This is a genomic window from Streptomyces sp. NPDC002004, from assembly GCF_053593975.1.
This window is the reverse complement of the sequence record NZ_JBSFDP010000004.1, coordinates 292,994-311,867: the sequence shown is the minus strand read 5'-3', so window position 1 is coordinate 311,867 and position 18,874 is coordinate 292,994. Positions and strand designations below refer to the sequence as shown.

General features: G+C 72.6%; 16 protein-coding genes. 5 read left to right on the top strand and 11 right to left on the bottom strand.

Annotated elements, in window-relative coordinates:
• Positions 1–344: 344 nt before the first annotated feature.
• Together ACWCP6_RS09770 and ACWCP6_RS09765 are read left to right on the top strand one after the other, a co-directional pair.
• On the top strand, positions 345–2,144 hold the full coding sequence (locus ACWCP6_RS09770; RefSeq protein WP_450931836.1) for a S9 family peptidase: 1,800 nt from the start codon (positions 345–347) through the stop codon (positions 2,142–2,144).
• A gap of 154 nt (positions 2,145–2,298) precedes the next feature.
• Positions 2,299–3,177 (top strand): SURF1 family protein, encoded by an 879-nt coding sequence (locus tag ACWCP6_RS09765; RefSeq protein ID WP_450931835.1) that lies wholly within the window; start codon positions 2,299–2,301, stop codon positions 3,175–3,177.
• Here the strand turns inward: ACWCP6_RS09765 and ACWCP6_RS09760 are convergent.
• The 4 genes from ACWCP6_RS09760 to ACWCP6_RS09745 all read right to left on the bottom strand — a co-directional run bounded on the left by ACWCP6_RS09760 (position 3,147) and on the right by ACWCP6_RS09745 (position 7,696).
• On the bottom strand, positions 3,147–4,301 hold the full coding sequence (locus ACWCP6_RS09760) for a hypothetical protein (RefSeq protein WP_450931834.1): 1,155 nt from the start codon (positions 4,299–4,301) through the stop codon (positions 3,147–3,149). The two genes, ACWCP6_RS09765 and ACWCP6_RS09760, sit on opposite strands and share 31 nt — an antisense overlap.
• On the bottom strand, positions 4,298–4,966 hold the full coding sequence (locus tag ACWCP6_RS09755; protein WP_450931833.1) for a SigE family RNA polymerase sigma factor: 669 nt from the start codon (positions 4,964–4,966) through the stop codon (positions 4,298–4,300). The genes ACWCP6_RS09760 and ACWCP6_RS09755 overlap by 4 nt, the downstream gene beginning before the upstream one ends.
• 409 nt (positions 4,967–5,375) lie before the next feature.
• Positions 5,376–6,428, bottom strand: a complete 1,053-nt coding sequence (locus tag ACWCP6_RS09750) for an aspartate-semialdehyde dehydrogenase (protein WP_450931832.1) — start codon at positions 6,426–6,428, stop codon at positions 5,376–5,378.
• On the bottom strand, positions 6,425–7,696 hold the full coding sequence (locus ACWCP6_RS09745) for an aspartate kinase (protein WP_450931831.1): 1,272 nt from the start codon (positions 7,694–7,696) through the stop codon (positions 6,425–6,427). The genes ACWCP6_RS09750 and ACWCP6_RS09745 overlap by 4 nt, the downstream gene beginning before the upstream one ends.
• A gap of 184 nt (positions 7,697–7,880) precedes the next feature.
• On the opposite strand from ACWCP6_RS09745, the gene ACWCP6_RS09740 reads away from it, so the two are divergent.
• The gene (locus ACWCP6_RS09740; RefSeq protein ID WP_450931830.1) at positions 7,881–8,069 is read left to right on the top strand and encodes a hypothetical protein; all 189 of its coding nucleotides are present in this window, start codon (positions 7,881–7,883) and stop codon (positions 8,067–8,069) included.
• An 8-nt stretch (positions 8,070–8,077) separates the two neighbouring features.
• Here ACWCP6_RS09740 and ACWCP6_RS09735 read toward each other — a convergent pair whose 3' ends face one another.
• From ACWCP6_RS09735 to ACWCP6_RS09725, 3 genes are all read right to left on the bottom strand, one after another.
• Positions 8,078–8,761, bottom strand: coding sequence for a DUF5063 domain-containing protein (locus ACWCP6_RS09735; protein ID WP_450931829.1), 684 nt, complete (start codon positions 8,759–8,761; stop codon positions 8,078–8,080).
• Positions 8,754–9,353 (bottom strand): recombination mediator RecR, encoded by a 600-nt coding sequence (gene recR, locus ACWCP6_RS09730; protein ID WP_450931828.1) that lies wholly within the window; start codon positions 9,351–9,353, stop codon positions 8,754–8,756. Before recR ends, ACWCP6_RS09735 begins: the two co-directional genes overlap by 8 nt.
• A gap of 118 nt (positions 9,354–9,471) precedes the next feature.
• The gene (locus tag ACWCP6_RS09725; protein ID WP_450931946.1) at positions 9,472–9,813 is read right to left on the bottom strand and encodes a YbaB/EbfC family nucleoid-associated protein; all 342 of its coding nucleotides are present in this window, start codon (positions 9,811–9,813) and stop codon (positions 9,472–9,474) included.
• 304 nt (positions 9,814–10,117) lie between these two features.
• On the opposite strand from ACWCP6_RS09725, the gene ACWCP6_RS09720 reads away from it, so the two are divergent.
• Positions 10,118–10,861 carry an SLATT domain-containing protein gene (locus ACWCP6_RS09720; RefSeq protein WP_450931827.1) on the top strand — a complete coding sequence of 248 codons (744 nt, stop codon included), beginning with the start codon at positions 10,118–10,120 and terminating at the stop codon, positions 10,859–10,861.
• Between the two features lie 51 nt (positions 10,862–10,912).
• Here ACWCP6_RS09720 and ACWCP6_RS09715 read toward each other — a convergent pair whose 3' ends face one another.
• The 4 genes from ACWCP6_RS09715 to ACWCP6_RS09700 all read right to left on the bottom strand — a co-directional run bounded on the left by ACWCP6_RS09715 (position 10,913) and on the right by ACWCP6_RS09700 (position 16,399).
• Positions 10,913–11,563 carry a hypothetical protein gene (locus ACWCP6_RS09715; RefSeq protein ID WP_450931826.1) on the bottom strand — a complete coding sequence of 217 codons (651 nt, stop codon included), beginning with the start codon at positions 11,561–11,563 and terminating at the stop codon, positions 10,913–10,915.
• Between the two features lie 93 nt (positions 11,564–11,656).
• The gene (locus tag ACWCP6_RS09710) at positions 11,657–14,158 is read right to left on the bottom strand and encodes a glycosyltransferase (RefSeq protein ID WP_450931945.1); all 2,502 of its coding nucleotides are present in this window, start codon (positions 14,156–14,158) and stop codon (positions 11,657–11,659) included.
• A 5-nt stretch (positions 14,159–14,163) separates the two neighbouring features.
• Positions 14,164–14,895 (bottom strand): GntR family transcriptional regulator, encoded by a 732-nt coding sequence (locus tag ACWCP6_RS09705; RefSeq protein WP_450931825.1) that lies wholly within the window; start codon positions 14,893–14,895, stop codon positions 14,164–14,166.
• Positions 14,896–15,031: 136 nt separating this feature from the next.
• Positions 15,032–16,399, bottom strand: coding sequence for an aminotransferase class III-fold pyridoxal phosphate-dependent enzyme (locus ACWCP6_RS09700; RefSeq protein WP_450931824.1), 1,368 nt, complete (start codon positions 16,397–16,399; stop codon positions 15,032–15,034).
• A gap of 310 nt (positions 16,400–16,709) precedes the next feature.
• Here ACWCP6_RS09700 and ACWCP6_RS09695 point away from each other — a divergent pair, with 310 nt between their 5' ends.
• Entirely contained in the window at positions 16,710–18,731 is a 2,022-nt protein-coding gene (locus tag ACWCP6_RS09695) for a protein kinase domain-containing protein (RefSeq protein WP_450931823.1), read from the top strand.
• Positions 18,732–18,874: the final 143 nt, after the last annotated feature.

The following is an 18,874-nucleotide window of genomic DNA, read 5'->3' as shown; positions in this document are numbered from 1 at the left end:
CGCATATGACAGCTGCAACCTGGATAACACGAATAAAAGGGGCTGAAAGCGGCACATATATCGCCTGAGCGGCCCGTGAATAATCTGCTAATCAACGCCTCGAAAAGCGCCGTGGCGGCGCGCTGCGGCGTATGGAGAGCAGAGGAATTTCCCTTCTGCCGACTCCATACCGACACGACACTATTGTTCAAACGGAAAGCACGCGGAATTCGCCGGATAGCACGCTTCCCCCCACCCCGGGGACCTGGCGGGACAGGACGGCGCGGCCCGGCTCCCGCGGAGCCGCACCTCACCTGTGGAACCGGGGCGGAAGCGAGCCCCTTCCGATCGGGTTACATAGAGGCATGAGTGACGCTGAGGCCATGCCGGACTGGGAGAAGCGCTTTCGGGCACCGCGTGTGTCGCTGCCGGACTGGGCGGAGGACGCGCCGGACCGCTCGCTGTTCGTGTCCAACGCGACGGGCACGTACGAGCTGTACACCTGGGACCGTGCGACGGGCGAGCAGCGCCAGGCGACGGACCGGGCGAACGGCACGACCGACGGCCTGCTCTCCCCGGACGGCGCCTGGATCTGGTGGTTCGACGACAAGGACGGCGACGAGTTCGGGGTGTGGCGGCGCCAGCCGTTCGCCGGCGGCTCCGGCGGCCCCGACGAGGAGGCGGCGCCCGGCCTGGCCCCCTCCTACCCCGCGGGCCTGGCCATCGGCCGGGACGGGCGCACGGCGGTGATCGGCCGCTCCACCGACGACGAGGGTTCGACGATCCACGTCGTACGGACCGGTGAGGCACCGGTGGAGATCTACCGGCACCGGGAGTCGGCCGGGGTCGGCGACCTCTCGCACGACGGATCGCTGATCGCGGTCGAGCACACCGAGCACGGGGACGCGATGCACTCGGCGCTCCGGGTCGTCCGTCCCGACGGATCGGCGGTCGCGGAACTCGACGACAGCAAGGGCGGCACGGTCGAGCTGGGCCTGGAGGTGCTCGGCTTCGCACCGGTCGACGGGGACGCACGGCTGCTGGTGGGGCATCAGCGGCGCGGGCGCTGGGAGCCAATGGTCTGGGACGTCGCGACCGGCGCGGAGACCGACCTGGCGCTCGACCTCCCCGGCGACGTGTCCGCGGAGTGGTACCCCGACGGCTCGGCCCTGCTCGTCGCGCACAGCTTCGAGGCGCGCAGCGAGCTCTTCCGGTTGGACCTCGCGACCCGTGCGCTGACCCGGATCGACACCCCGCCCGGGTCGGTGTCGGGTGCGACGGCCCGCCCCGACGGCAGTGTCGAGTACCTGTGGTCGTCGGCGGCGCAGCCGCCGGTGGTCCGTTCGACGGCCGGCGTCGTCGTCCTCGACCCCCCGGGCATGCGGGCCCCGTCGTCCGTTCCGGTGGAGGACGTGTGGGTGGAGGGCCCGGGCGGGCGCGTCCACGCCCTCGTGCAGAGGCCCGCGGGAGCCACGGGCCCGCTGCCGACCGTGTTCGACATCCACGGCGGCCCGACCTGCCACGACAGCGACGCCTTCGCGGCGGGCCCGGCGGCCTGGGTGGACCACGGGTACGCGGTGGTCCGGGTCAACTACCGCGGCTCGACGGGGTACGGCCGTGAATGGACGGACGCGCTCAAGCACCGGGTCGGTCTGATCGAGCTGGAGGACATCGCGGCGGTACGGGAGTGGGCGGTCGCCTCCGGGCTCGCCGACCCCGGGCGGCTGATCCTCACCGGCGGCTCCTGGGGCGGCTATCTGACCCTGCTCGGCCTCGGCACCCAGCCGGACGCCTGGGCCGCGGGCATCGCCGTGGTCCCGGTCGCGGACTACGTGACGGCCTACCACGACGAGATGGAGGCCCTGAAGGCCATGGACCGCACCCTGCTGGGCGGCACCCCGGAGGAGGTCCCCGAGCGCTATGCGGCCTCGTCCCCGCTGACCTATGTCGACGCGGTCACGGCACCCGTCTACATCTCCGCGGGCGTCAACGACCCCCGCTGCCCGATCCGCCAGGTCGACAACTACATCGCCCGCCTGCGGGAGCGTTCGGCCCCGCACCAGGTCTACAAGTACGACGCGGGCCACGGCTCCCTGGTCGTCGAGGAGCGCATCAAGCAGGTCCGTATGGAGATCGCCTTCGCCCGGCGCCACCTGGGGAACTGAGCACCGCCCCCGGCGAGAGGGAGCGGCCGCGCCACGGGAGCCCGCGGCCGGCGGACGCGTCACGCTCCCGGCGGGGCACGACAGAGGGGCGCCCGACGGCCCGGGTGGCCCCCCTGCGGCCGGACTCCCCGCGGGGGCCCGTACCGTGGGGGGTGTGTACCGGTTCCTGCTGACCCCCCGCTGGTGGGGGATCAACGTCTTCGTGCTGCTGGCGATCCCGTTCTGCCTGTTCATGGGGTCATGGCAACTGGGCCGGTTCGAGGACCGGGTGCACGAGCACCGGACCGCAGCCACGCAGTCGGCCGAGGCGAGGAAGGCGGCGCCCAGGCCGCTGACGTCACTGCTCCCGGTCACCCAGGACACCTCCGGCGAGCGCGCGTCGGTGACCGGCCGCTACGGCAGGCAGCTGCTGGTCCCGAGCCGCAAGCTGAACGGCAGGACGGGCTCCTACGTCCTGGCGCTGCTGCGCACCGACGGCGGCAGGGCCCTTCCCGTGGTACGCGGCTGGGTCCCCGGCACGCCCGCCACGGCCCGGATCCCGGCGCCGCCGGCCGGCGAGGTCACCGTCACGGGAGCGCTCCAGGCCTCCGAGACACCCGGTTCGAACGGCGTGACCGCGAGCGGCGGTCTGCCGCGCGGCCAGGTCGGGATGATCAGCGCGGCGTCGCTGGTGAACCTGGTGCCGTACGACGTGTACGACGCATGGATCACGCTCGACCGCGCCGACGCCGGGATGACGGCGGTGCCCGCGGTGGCGCCGCAGAACAGCGGACTCGATCTGAAGGCGTTCCAGAACCTCGGCTACACGGGCGAGTGGTTCGTCTTCGCGGGCTTCGTGGTCTTCATGTGGTTCCGGCTGCTGCGCCGTGAGGCGGAGTACGCCCGCGACGCCCGCCTGGGTCTGGTGCCCACGGCGCAGGAGGCGTCGGTGCCGGCCCCTGCGCCGGCGAAGGACCCGGAGTCCGCGGGCCCGGTCACCGGGGCGGATCCCGCCGGTGCGGGTCAGGACGCCGGGAGCACTCCGGTCCGGTAGACCGTGCCGGCACAGGCGTTGCCGACGGTCGTGCTGGCCGCCGGGGTGCCGCCCTCGGCGACGTGCGAGACCAGGACGCTGCCGTCCGCGGGCGCGCCGTCCTCCGCGAGCTGGGTCGTGGTGCCGCCCTGGTCGGTGCTGCCGCCGCTGTCCGTGGTGCCCTCGGACGGTGACGGGGCGGGCGTCGGGTCGGTGCCGCCGGCACCCCCGTCGGTGGGGCAGGTCTCGGACGGCACCCAGGCGAACCGCACCTCGTAGGCCTTGCCCGGGGCCAGGACGAGCTGGCTGACCTCCTGGGACGGGTCGGGCAGCTGGGTCGCGGCGTCGCCCGCGGTGTGGTCGACGACGGAGACCTTCGTCTGGTCGGCCGCGCCCTGCGCGCTGGCGTTGACCACTCCGGGGCCGTCGATGGTGCAGCTGCCCCCGGAGACGTTGGTGATCCGGAAGCTGCCGTAGACCTTGCCCTCGCCGTCCGGGGCGTTGACACTCCCGGTCGCGTTGCCGAGGTCGGCCGCCGTGCACGGCGGCGAGCTGGGAGCACCGGTGCTGGAGGTGTCGGGGCCGCCGGTGGCGCCGCCGCCCGTGCCCCTCTCCTTGCCGCCCTTCCTGTCCTTCGTGTCGTCCTTGCCCTTGGCCGTGGACCGGCTGGAGGGCTGCTGTTCGCCCTTCTCGCCGCCGTCCGGGCCCTTGCCCTGGGTGGTGCCGCCCTGGGCGTCCTGGGCCTGCCCGGCCATCGAGGTGCGGTCGTCGGAGGAGCCGCCCGAGTGAGAGACGTGCACGAGCGCCGGGACGGCCGTGCCGAAGAAGAGCGCGGCGGCGGCCATCCCGACGACGGCCTGCCGCTTGCGGGCGCGGCGGGCGGGCACCGCGCGCCTCAGGTGTTCGAGGGTGCCGTTGCCGGGCTCGAGGTCCTGCACCGCCTGGTGCAGCATGCGCCGCAGCGCCGACTCGTCGCCGCCCAGGCCGTCCAAGCCGTCGAGGCCGTGCGGTCCGGCCGGGTCGCCGGGGCCGCCCTGTCCGTCGGGGCCGTGGAGTCCGTCGAGTCCGTCGGGGCCGTGGTTCACAGGTGCGTTCCCAACGTGCTGTTCTTCGTCGTGCTGCTCATTGCGCTCGTGCTCGCTCATGCCGGCGCCTCCATGGCGACACGCAGCGCGGCGATGCCCCGCGATCCGTACGCCTTGACGGAGCCGAGCGATATGCCCAGGGTCTCGGCGACCTGGGCCTCGGTCATGTCCGCGAAGTAGCGCAGCACGAGAACCTCGCGCTGGCGCCGCTGGAGGCCGCGCATCGCCTTGATGAGGGCATCGCGCTCCAGCTGGTCGTACGCCCCCTCCTCCGCACTGGCCATGTCGGGCATCGGCTTGGACAGCAGCTTCAGCCCGAGGATGCGGCGGCGCAGCGCTGACCGCGAGAGGTTGACGACCGTCTGCCGCAGATAGGCGAGGGTCTTCTCCGGGTCCCGCACGCGCTTGCGCGCGGAGTGCACGCGGATGAACGCCTCCTGCACCACATCCTCGCAGGACGCGGTGTCGTCGAGGAGCAGCGCCGCGAGGCCGAGGAGCGAACGGTAGTGGGCTCGGTAGGTCTCGGTCAGGTGGTCGACCGTGGTGCCCGCAGCCGTGGAGTCCTCAGCGCCCTCGCGCTGCGTCGGGATGCGGGCGGGCCGCGTCACGGGCATGGGGGCGATCACCGGCATGCCGCCGGGCGCACCCGGCGTGCGGGGACGGCGGGTCGGACGCAGAGCCGTGCCCCGCGCCTGTACCACTGTGAAGTCGAGTACCTCTGCCACGCCTGTTGGACACGCTGCCCCCGGCCAGGGTTGTACGGGGCTGGCATCGCTTTTGCGCGGGTCACCGCTTTTGACGGTGTATCACATGCCCTCATGTGTACCAGCTCATCCCCTATGCCCAATTCGTCATAGCGTGCAGCCGCCCCCCACAGGCGACCGCAAAGACGCCCCCCGCCCCGTGCTCGGTTGCACGGGGCGGGGAGCGGAAATCTTCGAACGCCGGGGCCGGTCAGGACAAGTGGCCTGGACCAAGCCGTCGACGTACAGAACTTACACAGATCCTACAAATGTCTCCGCTGAAGAGGAGAGGCGGTCCGGACATCGGACGCACAGGGGATGGCCAGCGGTCTCCCGCCGGGCGGACATCCGACGGCCATCGGGCGGCAGACGGGGCCTCCCGTCGGACGGGTCAGCCGAACTCGGTGGCGACCAGCTCGGCGATCTGGGCCGTGTTCAGGGCCGCGCCCTTGCGCAGGTTGTCCCCGCAGACGAAGAGTTCGAGCGCCGTGGGGTCGTCCAGGGAGCGGCGGACCCGGCCGACCCAGGTGGGATCGGTGCCCACCACGTCCGCCGGGGTGGGGAACTCGCCGGCGGCCGGGTTGTCGAAGAGGACGACGCCGGGCGCGGTGTCGAGGATCTCGCGGGCGTGCTCGACGGTGACCTCGTTCTCGAAGCGCGCATGGACGGTCAGCGAGTGCGCGGTGACCACCGGGACGCGTACGCAGGTCGCGGTGATCCGCAGGTCCGGCAGACCGAGGATCTTGCGCGTCTCGCCGCGGACCTTCATCTCCTCCGAGGACCAGCCGTCCTCGCGCAGCGACCCGGCCCAGGGCACGACGTTCAGCGCGACCGGCTCCGGGAACGGCCCGGTCCGTTCACCGACGGCCCGCCGCACGTCGCCCGGCGAGGTCCCCAGTTCCGTACCTGCCACGAGGGAGATCTGCTCGCGCAGGGTGTCGATGCCGGCCCGCCCCGCGCCGCTCACGGCCTGGTACGAGGAGACGATCAGCTCGTCGAGTCCGAACTCCGCGTGCAGCGCACCGACCGCGACGATCATCGACAGGGTCGTGCAGTTCGGATTGGCGACGATGCCGCGCGGGCGCACCCGGGCGGCATGCGGATTGACCTCGGGGACGACCAGCGGAACGTCCGGGTCCATACGGAAGGCGGCCGAGTTGTCGACCACCACGGCGCCCTTGGCCGCGGCGACGGGCGCCCACTGGGCGGACACCTCGTCCGGGACGTCGAACATGGCGACGTCGACGCCGTCGAAGGCCTCCTCGCTCAGGGCCACGACCTCGACCTGCTCACCGCGCACGGCCAGCTTGCGGCCGGCCGAGCGCGGTGAGGCGACCAGTCGGATCTCGCCCCAGATGTCCGCGTGCTGGGACAGGATCTGGAGCATGACCGTGCCGACGGCTCCGGTCGCTCCCACGACCGCGAGCGTCGGTCGTCCGGTCATCGCCCGGTGCCTCCGTAGACGACTGCCTCGTCCGAGTCGGAGTCGAGCCCGAAGGCGGTGTGGACGGCGCGCACGGCTTCGTTGACGTCGTCGGCGCGGGTGACGACGGAGATGCGGATCTCGGAGGTGGAGATCAGCTCGATGTTGACGCCCGCGTCGCTGAGCGCCTCGAAGAAGGAGGCGGTCACGCCGGGGTTGGTCTTCATGCCGGCACCGACGAGCGAGATCTTGGCGATCTGGTCGTCGTAGCGCAGCGAGTCGAAGCCGATCGTCGCCTTCGCCTTCTCCAGGGCGTCGATGGCCTTGCGGCCGTCGGTCTTGGGAAGCGTGAAGGAGATGTCCGTCAGCGCGGTCGTGGCGGCCGACACGTTCTGGACGACCATGTCGATGTTGATCTCGGCGTCCGCGATCGTGCGGAAGATCACCGCGGCCTCGCCCGGCTTGTCCGGGACGCCGACGACCGTGACCTTCGCCTCGGAGACGTCGTGGGCGACTCCGGAGATGATGGCGTGCTCCACCTTCTGGTCCCCTCGCGGTTCGTTGCTGACCCAGGTGCCCTGCAGTCCGGAGAAGGACGAGCGGACGTGGATCGGGATGTTGTAGCGGCGGGCGTACTCCACACAGCGGTGGAGCAGCACCTTGGAGCCCGAGGCGGCGAGCTCCAGCATGTCCTCGAAGGAGATCCAGTCGATCTTCTTCGCCTTCTTCACCACGCGCGGGTCGGCGGTGAACACACCGTCGACGTCGGTGTAGATCTCGCAGACCTCCGCGTCGAGGGCGGCCGCGAGCGCGACGGCGGTGGTGTCGGACCCGCCACGGCCCAGCGTGGTGATGTCCTTGCTGTCCTGGCTGACGCCCTGGAAGCCGGCCACGATGGCGATGTTGCCCTCGTCGAGCGCGGTGCGGATGCGACCCGGCGTGACGTCGATGATCCGCGCTTTGTTGTGGACGGAGTCGGTGATGACGCCGGCCTGGCTGCCCGTGAACGACTGGGCCTTGTGGCCCAGGTTTTTGATCGCCATGGCCAGCAGGGCCATGGAGATGCGCTCTCCGGCCGTCAGCAGCATGTCGAATTCCCGGCCGGTAGGCATCGGAGATACCTGCTCGGCGAGTTCGATCAACTCGTCCGTCGTGTCGCCCATTGCGGAGACCACCACGACCACCTTGTGGCCGTTCTTCTTGGCTTCCACAATCCGCTTGGCGACGCGCTTGATGCCTTCGGCATCGGCAACGGAGGAGCCTCCGTACTTCTGCACGACAAGGCCCACGTGCGCTCCTCGCTCAATCCGTTTCGGTCCGCACTACTGCGGTCGGCTCAGTCTAACGAGCGGCCGGATTCCACCCCGCCGATATCGCATCGTGAGATGTCCCGCTCACGACACGACGAGGTCCGGGGCGTCGTACGCGCGTCCCAGCTTCCCCGACCCGGTTCCACCCGGACAGGAGCACCCCATGGCCACGCGTGAGCTCCGGCCGCTCGGCGGGGCTCATGCCCGCGATGGTGCCGGGTACGCGCGGAAGTGGGCCGAGTCACAGGGCTCAGGGCTCGGTGTCCCGCCGGGCGGCGGAGCCGTCGCCCTCGTCCTCCAGGGCGGTCTCCAGGGGACGGAACGGGTCGAATTCGTCGAAGGGGTGCGGTAGGTGCCGGGCTACTGCACCCGGCGTAGTCCCAACGGGCCGGCGATCTCCTCCGCCATGACGCGGCCCGCCTCCTCGGCCAGGATCTCCTCGCCGAGGTCCTGGTCGGTGTCCAGGCCGTCCAGCTCCTCCAGGGGCTGGTTGAGGCGGACGTGGGCCACCAGGGACTGCAGGGCGCGCAGGGCCGCGGAGGCCGTGGAGCCCCAGTTGGAGAAGTAGGAGAACTGCCACCACCACAGGGCCTCGACCGTGCGGCCCGCGCCGTAGTGGGCCATGCCGTGGCGGAGGTCCGCGACGACGTCGGCGAGGTCGTCGGAGATGCGGCACGGGACGGGCGCCTTGCGCGGCTCGTACGGGTCGAAGACCTCGGAGTAGACGTCGACCGGGTCGAGGATGCGCGCGAGGCGCTCACGGAGTTCGTCGACGTCGGCCTCGGGGCCGAGGTCCGGCTCATACCGCTCGTCGGGGACGATGTCCTCGTGCGCGCCGAGGCGGCCGCCCGCGAGAAGCAGCTGCGAGACCTCCAGGAGCAGGAACGGCACGGCCGAGTCCGGGTCGGTGCCACGGGCGACCTCGGCGACCGCGACCAGGAAGCTCTCGACCTGGTCGGCGATCTGCACGGCGAAGTCGTCCGGCTCGAAGGGTGCCTGTGCCGGAGTCGTCTTCTGCGTGGCGTTCTTCGTCGTGTCAGACATCTAGGAGTCGTCTCCCCTCGAAGGCGCGGCCCAGAGTGACCTCGTCCGCGTATTCCAGATCGCCTCCCACCGGGAGGCCGCTCGCCAGGCGGGTGACCTTGAGGCCCATCGGCTTGATCATGCGCGCCAGGTAGGTGGCCGTCGCCTCGCCCTCGAGGTTGGGGTCCGTGGCGAGGATGAGCTCCGTGACCGTCCCGTCCGCGAGGCGCGCCAGGAGCTCCCGTATGCGCAGGTCGTCCGGGCCGACGCCCTCGATCGGGCTGATCGCGCCGCCGAGGACGTGGTAGCGGCCCCGGAACTCGCGGGTGCGCTCGATCGCGACGACGTCCTTGGGCTCCTCCACGACGCAGATGACGGACGGGTCGCGGCGCGGGTCGCGGCAGATGCCGCAGTTCTCCTCCTGCGCCACGTTCCCGCAGATCGCGCAGAAGCGGACCTTCGCCTTCACTTCGAGCAGGGCGTGCGCGAGACGGCGTACGTCCGTCGGTTCGGCCTGGAGGATGTGGAAGGCGATCCGCTGCGCGCTCTTGGGACCGACGCCGGGCAGCCTGCCCAGCTCGTCGATCAGGTCCTGGACCACGCCTTCGTACAACGGGCTGCCTTCCTCTTGTTCACCTGGTGCGTACGGTAGTCCCGCGTCGTGTGCCTTAGAAGCCTCGAAGACCGGGGAAGCCCCGCGGCGGAAGCCTTCGGCAGGGCGGTCCGGGGTCTCAGAACGGCAGGCCCGGGATGCCTCCGCCGCCGAGGCCCTGCGCCAGCGGGCCGAGCTTCTGCTGCTGGAGCGCCTGGGCGTTCTCGTTCGCCGCCTGGACGGCCGCGACGATCAGGTCGGCGAGGGTCTCGGTGTCCTCCGGGTCCACCGCCTTGGGGTCGATGTTCAGGGAGCGCAGCTCGCCGGAGCCGGTCACGGTGGCCCGCACGAGACCGCCGCCCGCCTGCCCCTCGACCTCGGTCGCCGCAAGCTCCTCCTGGGCCTGCGCGAGGTCCTGCTGCATCTTCTGCGCCTGCTGCAACAGCTGCTGCATATTCGGCTGGCCACCACCGGGAATCACGATCAGCTCCTCATGCTCTACGCCTGTCACCCGCTTGTCACGAGCCTACGTGCTCGGAGAGGTGCTCGCCCCGCCACTCTTTCGAGTGAGATGACCGGTCTTCCTATATCTGATCAAGCCGCTCTTCCGGGCGGAAAACCCCTGAAACACCGCCCGCGGCCACCCATTGGGCGGTAGGAACATGCCGGAACATGACCTGCGTACCGCAGCAAGCCATTGACGTCCGCGCAGCCGAGCAGCTGCGTATCCGCGTGAGCGCGTATCCAGGTGTCCAGCCACGTACCGAAGCCGTAGGGAGTGCCGGGTGAGCCAGCCGGAGATGCAACCCGAAGGACCGGCCCAGGACGGGCGGGACGAGAGCGGGGGCCTGCGGCCGGACGACCTGGTCGGGCGGCGTTTTCCGACCGGGGACTGGGGCGAGCCCGCGGAGCGGCTCGACGAGCTGTACCGATGGGTGGAGCAGGGGGCGCTGCGGACGGCCGAGTGGTACCTCGCGGACCGGGTGTGGAAGCGCAGGGGGGCGCGGGCCCTGCGGGCCGGGACGGCTGTGGGGGCGGTGGTGGGGGCGGCCCTGCCGCTGGTGGACCTGACGGGCGTGCTGCACGGGGTGGCACCGGCGCCCTGGGGGTACCTGGCGCTGCTGCTGGCGGTCGCGTGCGTGGTGGCGGACCGCCACTTCGGGCTGACGTCCGGGTGGATGCGGGACGTGGCGACCGCGCAGGCAGTGCAACGGCGATTGCAGGTGCTGCAGTTCGACTGGGCGTCGGAGAGCGTGCGGGAGGTGCTGGGGCCGACGGAGGGTACCGCCGGCGAGGCGGCCGAGCGGTGCCTCACCGTACTGCGGAGGTTCTCCGAGGACGTGACCGAGCTGGTGCGGGCCGAGACCGCGGACTGGATGGTCGAGTTCCGGTCGGGGCACGCGCCGCTGCTCATGCACGCTGCCGCGGCGGGCGGCGGGCGCGAGGTCCCCTCGCCGGGCGGGCGGTTCCCCCTGCCGCCGGGGGCCCGGCCCAACATGCCCCGGCAGCGGCCGCCCGAGCCGCGGTGAGCGGGGGCCGCCGGGGCTGCCCGGTGGGCCGGGCGGCGTGCGCCGCAGGGGTCAGCTGAAGACGATCATGGAGCCCTGGGCGAGGCTGCGCGTCGCCGCGGCGTGCAGGCCCAGCCACACATGGCGTTCACGGGCGAAGGGGCTGGTGTCCAGCGGTGCGGGCGCCGCCGGCTCCTCCAGGGCCGTGGGGGCGGTGGGGGGCAGCGGGGCCGCCGGCGGGTTGGCCGGGTCTATGCCGATCGACGGGGCCACGTACTCCAGCTCCCTCAGAAGCGCGTGGGAGGAGCCCAGCGGGCCGCCGCCCGAGAGCAGGTCGTCGTTGGAGAGCGGGGCCGCGAAGTCCACCGGGACGTAGGCGCCCGCGTGGTCGTAGTGCCACACCAGGTGGGACTGCTGGGCCGTCGACTCGAACATCTCCAGGAGCTGTTCGTAGTCGCCGCCCAGCTCGTCGACGGGCGTGACCGCAAGGCCGCAGATCTGGAGCAGATAGGCCCGGCGCAGGAAGTGCAGTGCGTCGTAGTCGAAGCCCGCGACGGGGGCGACGTCGCCCGAAAGTCCGGGCATGTACGAGTAGACCGGCACCGGCGGCAGCCCGGCCTCGCCCAACGTCCTGTCGTAGAGCGCGAGTTCCTCCGCGAAGGGGTTGTCGGGGCTGTGGCACAGCACATCGACGAGCGGGACCAGCCACAGGTCACAGGCCAAGAGGGACTCCTCGCAAGGCGGGGCGGGGGCGCGGTACGGACGCGGGGACGCGTCCTGGTCGGACGGTTCGCACCAGCAGGGTACGCACCGTGGTCACGGCAGAGTATTGCCCCGGTGCAGGTCCCATATCCATACGCCGTCCACCCACCTGCCCCTGCGCCCGAGCAGCTTCTCCAGCGCCGTGCGCAACGCCGTGTCGTTGGGCTGCGGGGCGAGCACCACGGCACCGGCCCTCCAGTACGCGAGATCGACCCGGGCCTGCCGCCGCCAGGCGTCGCCGAGCACCGGGACCTTGCCCGAGTAGCGGATGTCGCGCAGCAGATTGGACGTCCAGCGGGGCGCGGCGCCGTAGATGCCGGTGCGCTGCGGTCCGAACGGCCCGTTGAAGTAGCCGCCGGGGATACGGAAGCCGAGGCCCGCCGCGGTCTGCCAGTGCAGTGCCTCGGCGGCGCCCGGGTCGGGCAGCGGAACCGGCACCAGCGACTCCCCCGCCCCCGTGTCGACGTAACTCCGCCAGGTCCCGTCGGCGATGAACGCGGGGACCGGTGCACGGTCCACCGCCTTCAGCGGTGCGGGGACGACCGGGAGCAGCGCCGCGGCGACCGCGAGCAGCCCGATGACACGGTTGCCGCGGTGCCGTGCGGCCAGCAGCCGCGCCACGGCGAGCGCGACCAGCAGACCCAGCGCCGGCGCGCACACCATCGCCACCCGGCCCTCGATGACGGACTCGAAGAGCGGGCGGTGGGCGAGGAGCGCCCAGGGGCCGGGCAGCACGACGTCGGTCAGCGGAATACGGACCTTCGGGCCCAGCGACAGCAGGGCCGCGGCCACCGCCGTGAACGCCAGCGCCTTCACGACCGCCCGCTCCCACAGCCGTACGACGATCGCGAAGGCGAGGGCGACGAGCGGCCAGCCGTAGAAGGCGTTCTGCTCGGTGGGGTTCAGGGACAGCCGGGCGGCGTTCTGCGCACTGCCGGCGAGGGAGCGCTCAGCGAAGGACAGCAGGGCCAGCGGGCTGTTGCCCGCGGTGTCGCCGTGCAGCACGCTCCGGTAGCTCTGCGGTCCGGAGAACTGCCAGTGGAGGGGGTACGCGACCAGGGGGAGCGCGACCGCCGCCGCGATCAGCACGCCCCGGGTCAGCGGCCGCCACGCAGCCCGTACGGCGTCGCGGCGCGCCGCCCCGTACGCGAGGAGGAACAGCAGCAGCCCGAGCGCGGCCAGCAGCAGCGGCTCCTCGCCGAGGAAGATCTGGTACGTGGCGAACAGGCCGAGGACGACGCCGTTGCGTACGACCGGCCCTTCGCCTAGGCAGAGCCGCAGGACCCGGTCCACGATCAGCGGGACCATGAACAGGACCACGAAGTTCGGATGCGCGTTGGCGTGGCTGACCATCGGCGGCGCGAAGGCGGCGAGGGCCCCGCCGATGGCGGCGGCACGGCGGTCGGGCACGAGCCGCCGGACGATCAGCCAGTACCAGGCGGCCGCCGTGGCGGCGAGGCCCAGTGTCATGGCCAGGGCGAGGCTGACCGCGGGACCGAGCAGCCAGGTCACGGGCGCGAAGGGGACGGACAGGCCGAGCATGACGGTGTTCGCCATGAGGTTCACGCCGTCGGGGAAGCCCTGGAGGGTGGAGAAGAGCGGGTCGTGCAACTGCCGGACGTTGTCGGCGGTGACCGCGAAGAACCACTCCCACTGGTTCTGGTCCTGCATCGAGTCGGGCAGATAGCGGTGCGCGGGGCCGCCGCCCGACCAGCGGCCCCAGTAGAGGGCCACCGACAGGGTCAGGAAGAGGACGGCGGCGAGCAGGTCGGCGGGACGGGTCGCCCGCGCCCTCGTGAGGCCCGCCCGTGCCTTCAGCAGGGTGAGCTCCGCCAGCACCTTCGCGTAGTCGAGGGGCCGCACCTTCGAGCCGGTCTGGTGCGCCCAGCGCACCGGCACCTCGGCGACGGGCCAGCCGGAGCGGCGGAAGTGCTGGAGGATCTCGACGTCGATGCCCCAGCCGGCCAGCCGGGCCTCGGCGAACGCGGCGCGGGCCTTGTCCCCGTCGAAGAGCTTGAATCCGCACTGGGTGTCGCGGATGCCGGGCACGGCGACGGTGCGTATCAGGAAGTTGCCGGTCCGTCCCAGCAGCTCACGGAGCCGGTGCTGGCGGGCCTCGATCGTCGCGCCGGGCGTGGCCCGCGACCCTATCGCCGCGGTGTGGCCGTCGGTGAGCGCCCGGTCGAGGCGGTCCAGCTCCTCGATCGGCGCGGCCAGGTCTGCGTCGGTGACCAGCACCCGGCGGCCGTACGAGGCGAGCACGCCGAGACGCAGGGCGTGCCCCTTGCCGCGGTTGCGGTCTCCGGCCACGACGTGGACGCGCGGCTCCCGGGCGGCGGCCTGTTCGGCGATCTCGCGGGTGCGGTCGGTGGAGCCGTCGTCGACGACGATCAGCTCCCAGGAACCCCACCGGTCCTCGTGCCGGCCGAGGTAGGCGCAGATCGCCTCCAGGGTGGGGCCGAGCCGGTGCTCCTCGTTGTAGGCGGGGACGACGACCGTGAGGTCCGTCCCCGTGGTCGCGTCGAGAGTGGTGCCGCTCGTCCCGGCCGCGTCTATGCCGCTCACCGGGTGGGCTCCCCCGCTCCGGCGGGGGAGGCGAGCCGCTCGACGAGGGCGAGGGAGTGCGCGTTGTACGCGGCGACGACGGCGTGCGCAGCGGCCGCGTCGCGGCCGGCCAGGGCGTCCACCAGGTCGGTGTGGCCGGACCACAGCTGCCCGCGCAGGTCCTTCTCGCGGCGCAGCAGCGGAACCGCGCACACCCAGGACTGGACGCGCAGGCGGTGCAGGAAGTCGGCGAGGTAGGAGTTGCCGAGGAGGGTGCCGAGCTCGCGCCAGAAGCGCAGGTCGTAGCCGATGAGGACGTTCAGGTCGCCGGCCGCGGCGGCGCGCTGGGCCTCCTCGCCGCGGCGGCGGACGGAGGCCAGGGCGTCGTCCACACTGCCGCGGTGCGCACCGGCCCGGTACTCGGTCGGGAAGCCGTGCTCGGCCAGGTCGCGGAAGATACCGTCCACGACCAGGCTGCGGGCCTGGATCATGTCCCGGTGATCGGCGAGCGAGAAGGTGTGGACACGGAAGCCACGGTGCTGGACGGAGTCCAGGAGGCCCTGGGCGGAGAGATCGACCAGGGCCTCGCGGACCGGGGTCGCGGAGACGCCGTACTGGTCGGCGATCTCCTTGACCGTGAACTCCTGGCCCGGCTGCAGCCGGCAGGCCAGCACCTCGTCGCGGAGTGCGTCCGCGATCTGCTGGCGCAGAGTGCTGCGGTGGACGGCTGGGCCGTCGGTACCCGGCACGGTGATGTCCCTTCCCCGTGTAATTCCCCGTTTTTGCATGCGTCGGTCCGGGTGAGCCTACGCAATTCGGGGTCCGGGTCGTAGTTCCGTGTGCGCGGCGCCACGCTCGTGGCCGCCGCGCCTCGGTGGGCCCCGGTCAGGCCTCCACGGTGTGCTCGTCGGCCACGCTCAGCGCCGCGTCGAGGGCCGCGAGGCCTTCCTTCGCCTCCGCCTCGGTGACGGTGCACGGCGGCACGAAGTGGGTGCGGTTCATGTTGATGAAGGGCCAGATGCCGTTCTTCTTGGCAGCGGCGCCGAACGCCGCCATGGGGGCGTTGGCCTCGCCGGACGCGTTGTAGGGGACCAGCGGCTCGCGGGTCTCCCTGTTCCGGACCAGCTCGACGGCCCAGAACATGCCCAGACCGCGGACCTCGCCCACGCTCGGGTGCCGCTCGGCCAGCTCCCGGAGGCCCGGCCCGACGACGGTGGCGCCGATGTGCGCGGCGTTCTCGACGACCCGCTCCTCCTCCATGACCCCGATCGTGGCGACGGCGGCGGCGCAGGCCAGCGGGTGCCCGGAGTAGGTGAGACCGCCCGGGTAGGGCCGGCGGGCGAAGGTCTCGGCGATGGCCGACGAGATCGCCACACCGCCCAGCGGGACGTATCCCGAGTTCACGCCCTTGGCGAAGGTCATCAGGTCGGGGACGACGCCGTAGTGGTCGGCGGCGAACCAGGCGCCGGTGCGGCCGAAGCCCGCCATGACCTCGTCGAGGACGAGGACGATGCCGTGCCGGTCGCAGAGCTCGCGGACGCCGGCCAGGTAGCCGGGCGGCGGGGTCATGATGCCGGCGGTGCCCGGCACGGTCTCCAGGATCACCGCGGCGACGGTGCCGGGGCCCTCGAAGGCGATGGTGTCCTCGAGGTGCTGGAGGGCCCGCTCGCACTCCTGCTGCTCGTTCTCGGAGTAGAACGGCGAACGGTAGAGGTAGGGCGCCCAGAAGTGGACGACGCCCGCCGAGCCGTTGTCGGACGGCCAGCGGCGGGGGTCACCGGTGACGTTGATCGCGGTCGAGGTGGCGCCGTGGTACGAGCGGTAGGCGCTCAGCACCTTGGGGCGGCCCGTGTGCAGCCGGGCCATGCGGATGGCGTTCTCGACGGCCTCGGCGCCGCCGTTGGTGAAGAAGATCTTGTCCAGGTCGCCGGGGGTGCGCTCGGCGATCAGACGGGCGGCCTCCGAGCGGGCCTCGACGGCGAACGCCGGCGCGAAGGTGGCGAGCTTCGCCGCCTGCTCCTGGATCGCGGCGACGACCCTGGGGTGCTGGTACCCGATGTTGGTGAAGACGAGACCGCTGGTGAGGTCCAGATAGCGGTTGCCGTCGTGGTCCCAGAAGTACGAGCCCTCGGCACCGGCGACGGCCAGCGGGTCGATGAGCTCCTGCGCGGACCAGGAGTGGAAGACATGCGCGCGGTCCGCGGCCTTGACCGCGGCACCGACCTGAGGATTCGGCTGAGACTGAGGGGTCATGCCGCGAAGCGTAGATGTCCGGAGTGCGGACAGGACATCGGCGTCCTGTCTGCGGTACGGGCAGGAACGCGACAGTTTGTCGACGGGCGGGGCCCTTCCGCCCTTCCGCCCCGGGGCGGGGGAACGGCGGAGGTCCGGGCCGGGCGAACGCCGGAGGTCCCGGGCCGCGGGGCCGGAGAACCGCTGTTACGGAACCGTAGAGGCCGGTCCGCCGCGCCGTGTCGTGACCCCGCACTATTCTCGGTCTGTCGCACATCGTGCAGGGGGCCGGCCGGGGGCGGCGGCGCATACGGGGGAGGTGGCGCGGTCCATGGAGAAGCTGGGGCCGGGGGATCCGCAGGGCAGGATCGGGGCGTACCGGCTGCTGGCGCGGCTGGGCGCGGGCGGCATGGGTCAGGTGTATCTGGCCCGGTCGGACCGGGGCCGTACGGTCGCGGTCAAGCTGGTGCGGGAGGAGCTGGCCGCGCAGGACGAGTTCCGGGCGCGGTTCCGGCAGGAGGTGCAGGCCGCCCGTCGGGTCGGCGGACAGTGGACGGCGCCCGTCCTGGACGCGGACACCGAGGCGGCCGTCCCGTGGGTGGCCACCGGGTATGTCGCCGGCCCCTCGCTCCAGCAGGTCGTGGGGCACGACCACGGAGCGCTGCCCGAGCGTTCCGTGCGCATCCTCGCGGCCGGACTCGCCCACGCCCTCAAGGACATCCACGCGGCCGGGCTCATCCACCGCGACCTCAAGCCGTCCAACGTGCTCATCACGATCGACGGCCCCCGGGTCATCGACTTCGGCATCGCCCGCGCCCTGGAGACGGTGACCGACGGCGGGCTCACCCGCACCGGGGCGCTCGTCGGCTCGCCCGGATTCATGGCGCCCGAGCAGGTGCGGGGCGACCGGATCACACCGGCGTGCGACGTCTTCTGCCTGGGCTCGGTGCTGGCGTACGCGGCGACGGGCGCGCTGCCGTTCGGCTCCGCCAACAGCGGCGTGCACGCCCTGATGTTCCGTATCGCGCAGGAGGAACCCGACCTGGAGCGGCTGCCCGAGGGCCTGTCCGACCTGGTCCGCGACTGTCTGCGCAAGGACCCGGCCGCCCGGCCGACCCTCGACCAGGTGCTGGAGCGCAGCGGCGCGGAGGACACCGTCAGCGACGGCCGCTCCCGCGACCCGTGGCTGCCGAGTGCGCTGGTCGCCCAACTGGGGCGGCATGCCGTGCAGTTGCTGGATGCGGAGGACCCGGACGAGCGGGCCGCACAGGGCGCGCAGGGTGCGGCGGGCTCCGCGGCGGCGGCGCAGGGTGCGGCCGGCGGGGGCGAGCCCGGGCTCTCCCTCGTCAAGGGAGGCCCGGGGGCGGCGCAGGCGGTGCCCGCGCCGGACGGCACGGGCCCCGACGACACCCCGACCCCTCCCCCGCCCGGCGCTCCCGGCGCTCCCGGCCCCGGCGGCCCCTTCGACCGGATGCCGACGATGATCGCCGGTTCGCCCCCGCCCCCGGCTCCCGGCGTGGCTCCCGGCTACGGCTACCCGCACGCGCAGCCGCACCCGGGTTCCTACGGCTACCCGCAGCAGAACGGCTTCGGCGCCGCCCCGGCGTACGGTCAGGGCGCGACGCCTCCCCAGGGGCCGGGCGCGACACCCCCCTACGGGCCGAGTGCCACGCCTCCGTACGGGCCGGCGTCGTTCGCCGGGCCGGCGGGCCCGTATCCCGGCGGCCCCCACACCTACTCCGGCGCCCCGCACCAGGAGCCGCCGCGCCGCAGCGGTCGGTCCACGGCGGCACTGGTCGCGGTCGCGCTGATCGTGGCGCTCGGCGCGGGCGGATCCGTGTACGCGCTGATGAACGGCAGCGGTTCGCCGAAGGCGGGCGACGACCCCAAGCAGCCCACGTCCGGCGCGCCCGCCACCCACGGCGCCACCACGCCGGCCCCCGGCACCACGGACCCGTCGTCCCGGCCGCCGACGTCCTCCGCACCGGCCGACGGCGCCGTCCCGGGCCCGTACCTCGGCATCTGGGACGGCTCGATCGACAACGGCGCGGGGCACAACACCCGCCGGCTCGTCATCCAGCAGGGCAAGGCCGGCGACACGGTGCTCTCGCTCACCGCCGACGGCCCCCTGGAGGGCGGCGGCACCTACCACTGCGTCTTCCGGGCCACGCTCGAGTCGGCCCCGTCCGGCGACGGCCCGCTCGCCATCGGCCCCTCCACGGTGACCTCCGGCGAACCGGCGTCGTCCTGCACCCCGGGCTCGGCCACCACGCTCTCGCTGCTCCCGGACGGCCGGCTGCGCCGGGTCAACAACAGCAACGGGGACGGGCTGACGTACACGAAGACGGGCTGATCCGCCCGGGCCGCCCGGGCCGCCCGGCACACGCATCGGCGCCCCGGACGGCGCGCGGCACCCGGCACACGGCGCACGCGGAAAACGCCCGACGCCCCGGGGCGGAAGCCACCGGGGCGTCGGGGAGACCGTCGAGGACGGCC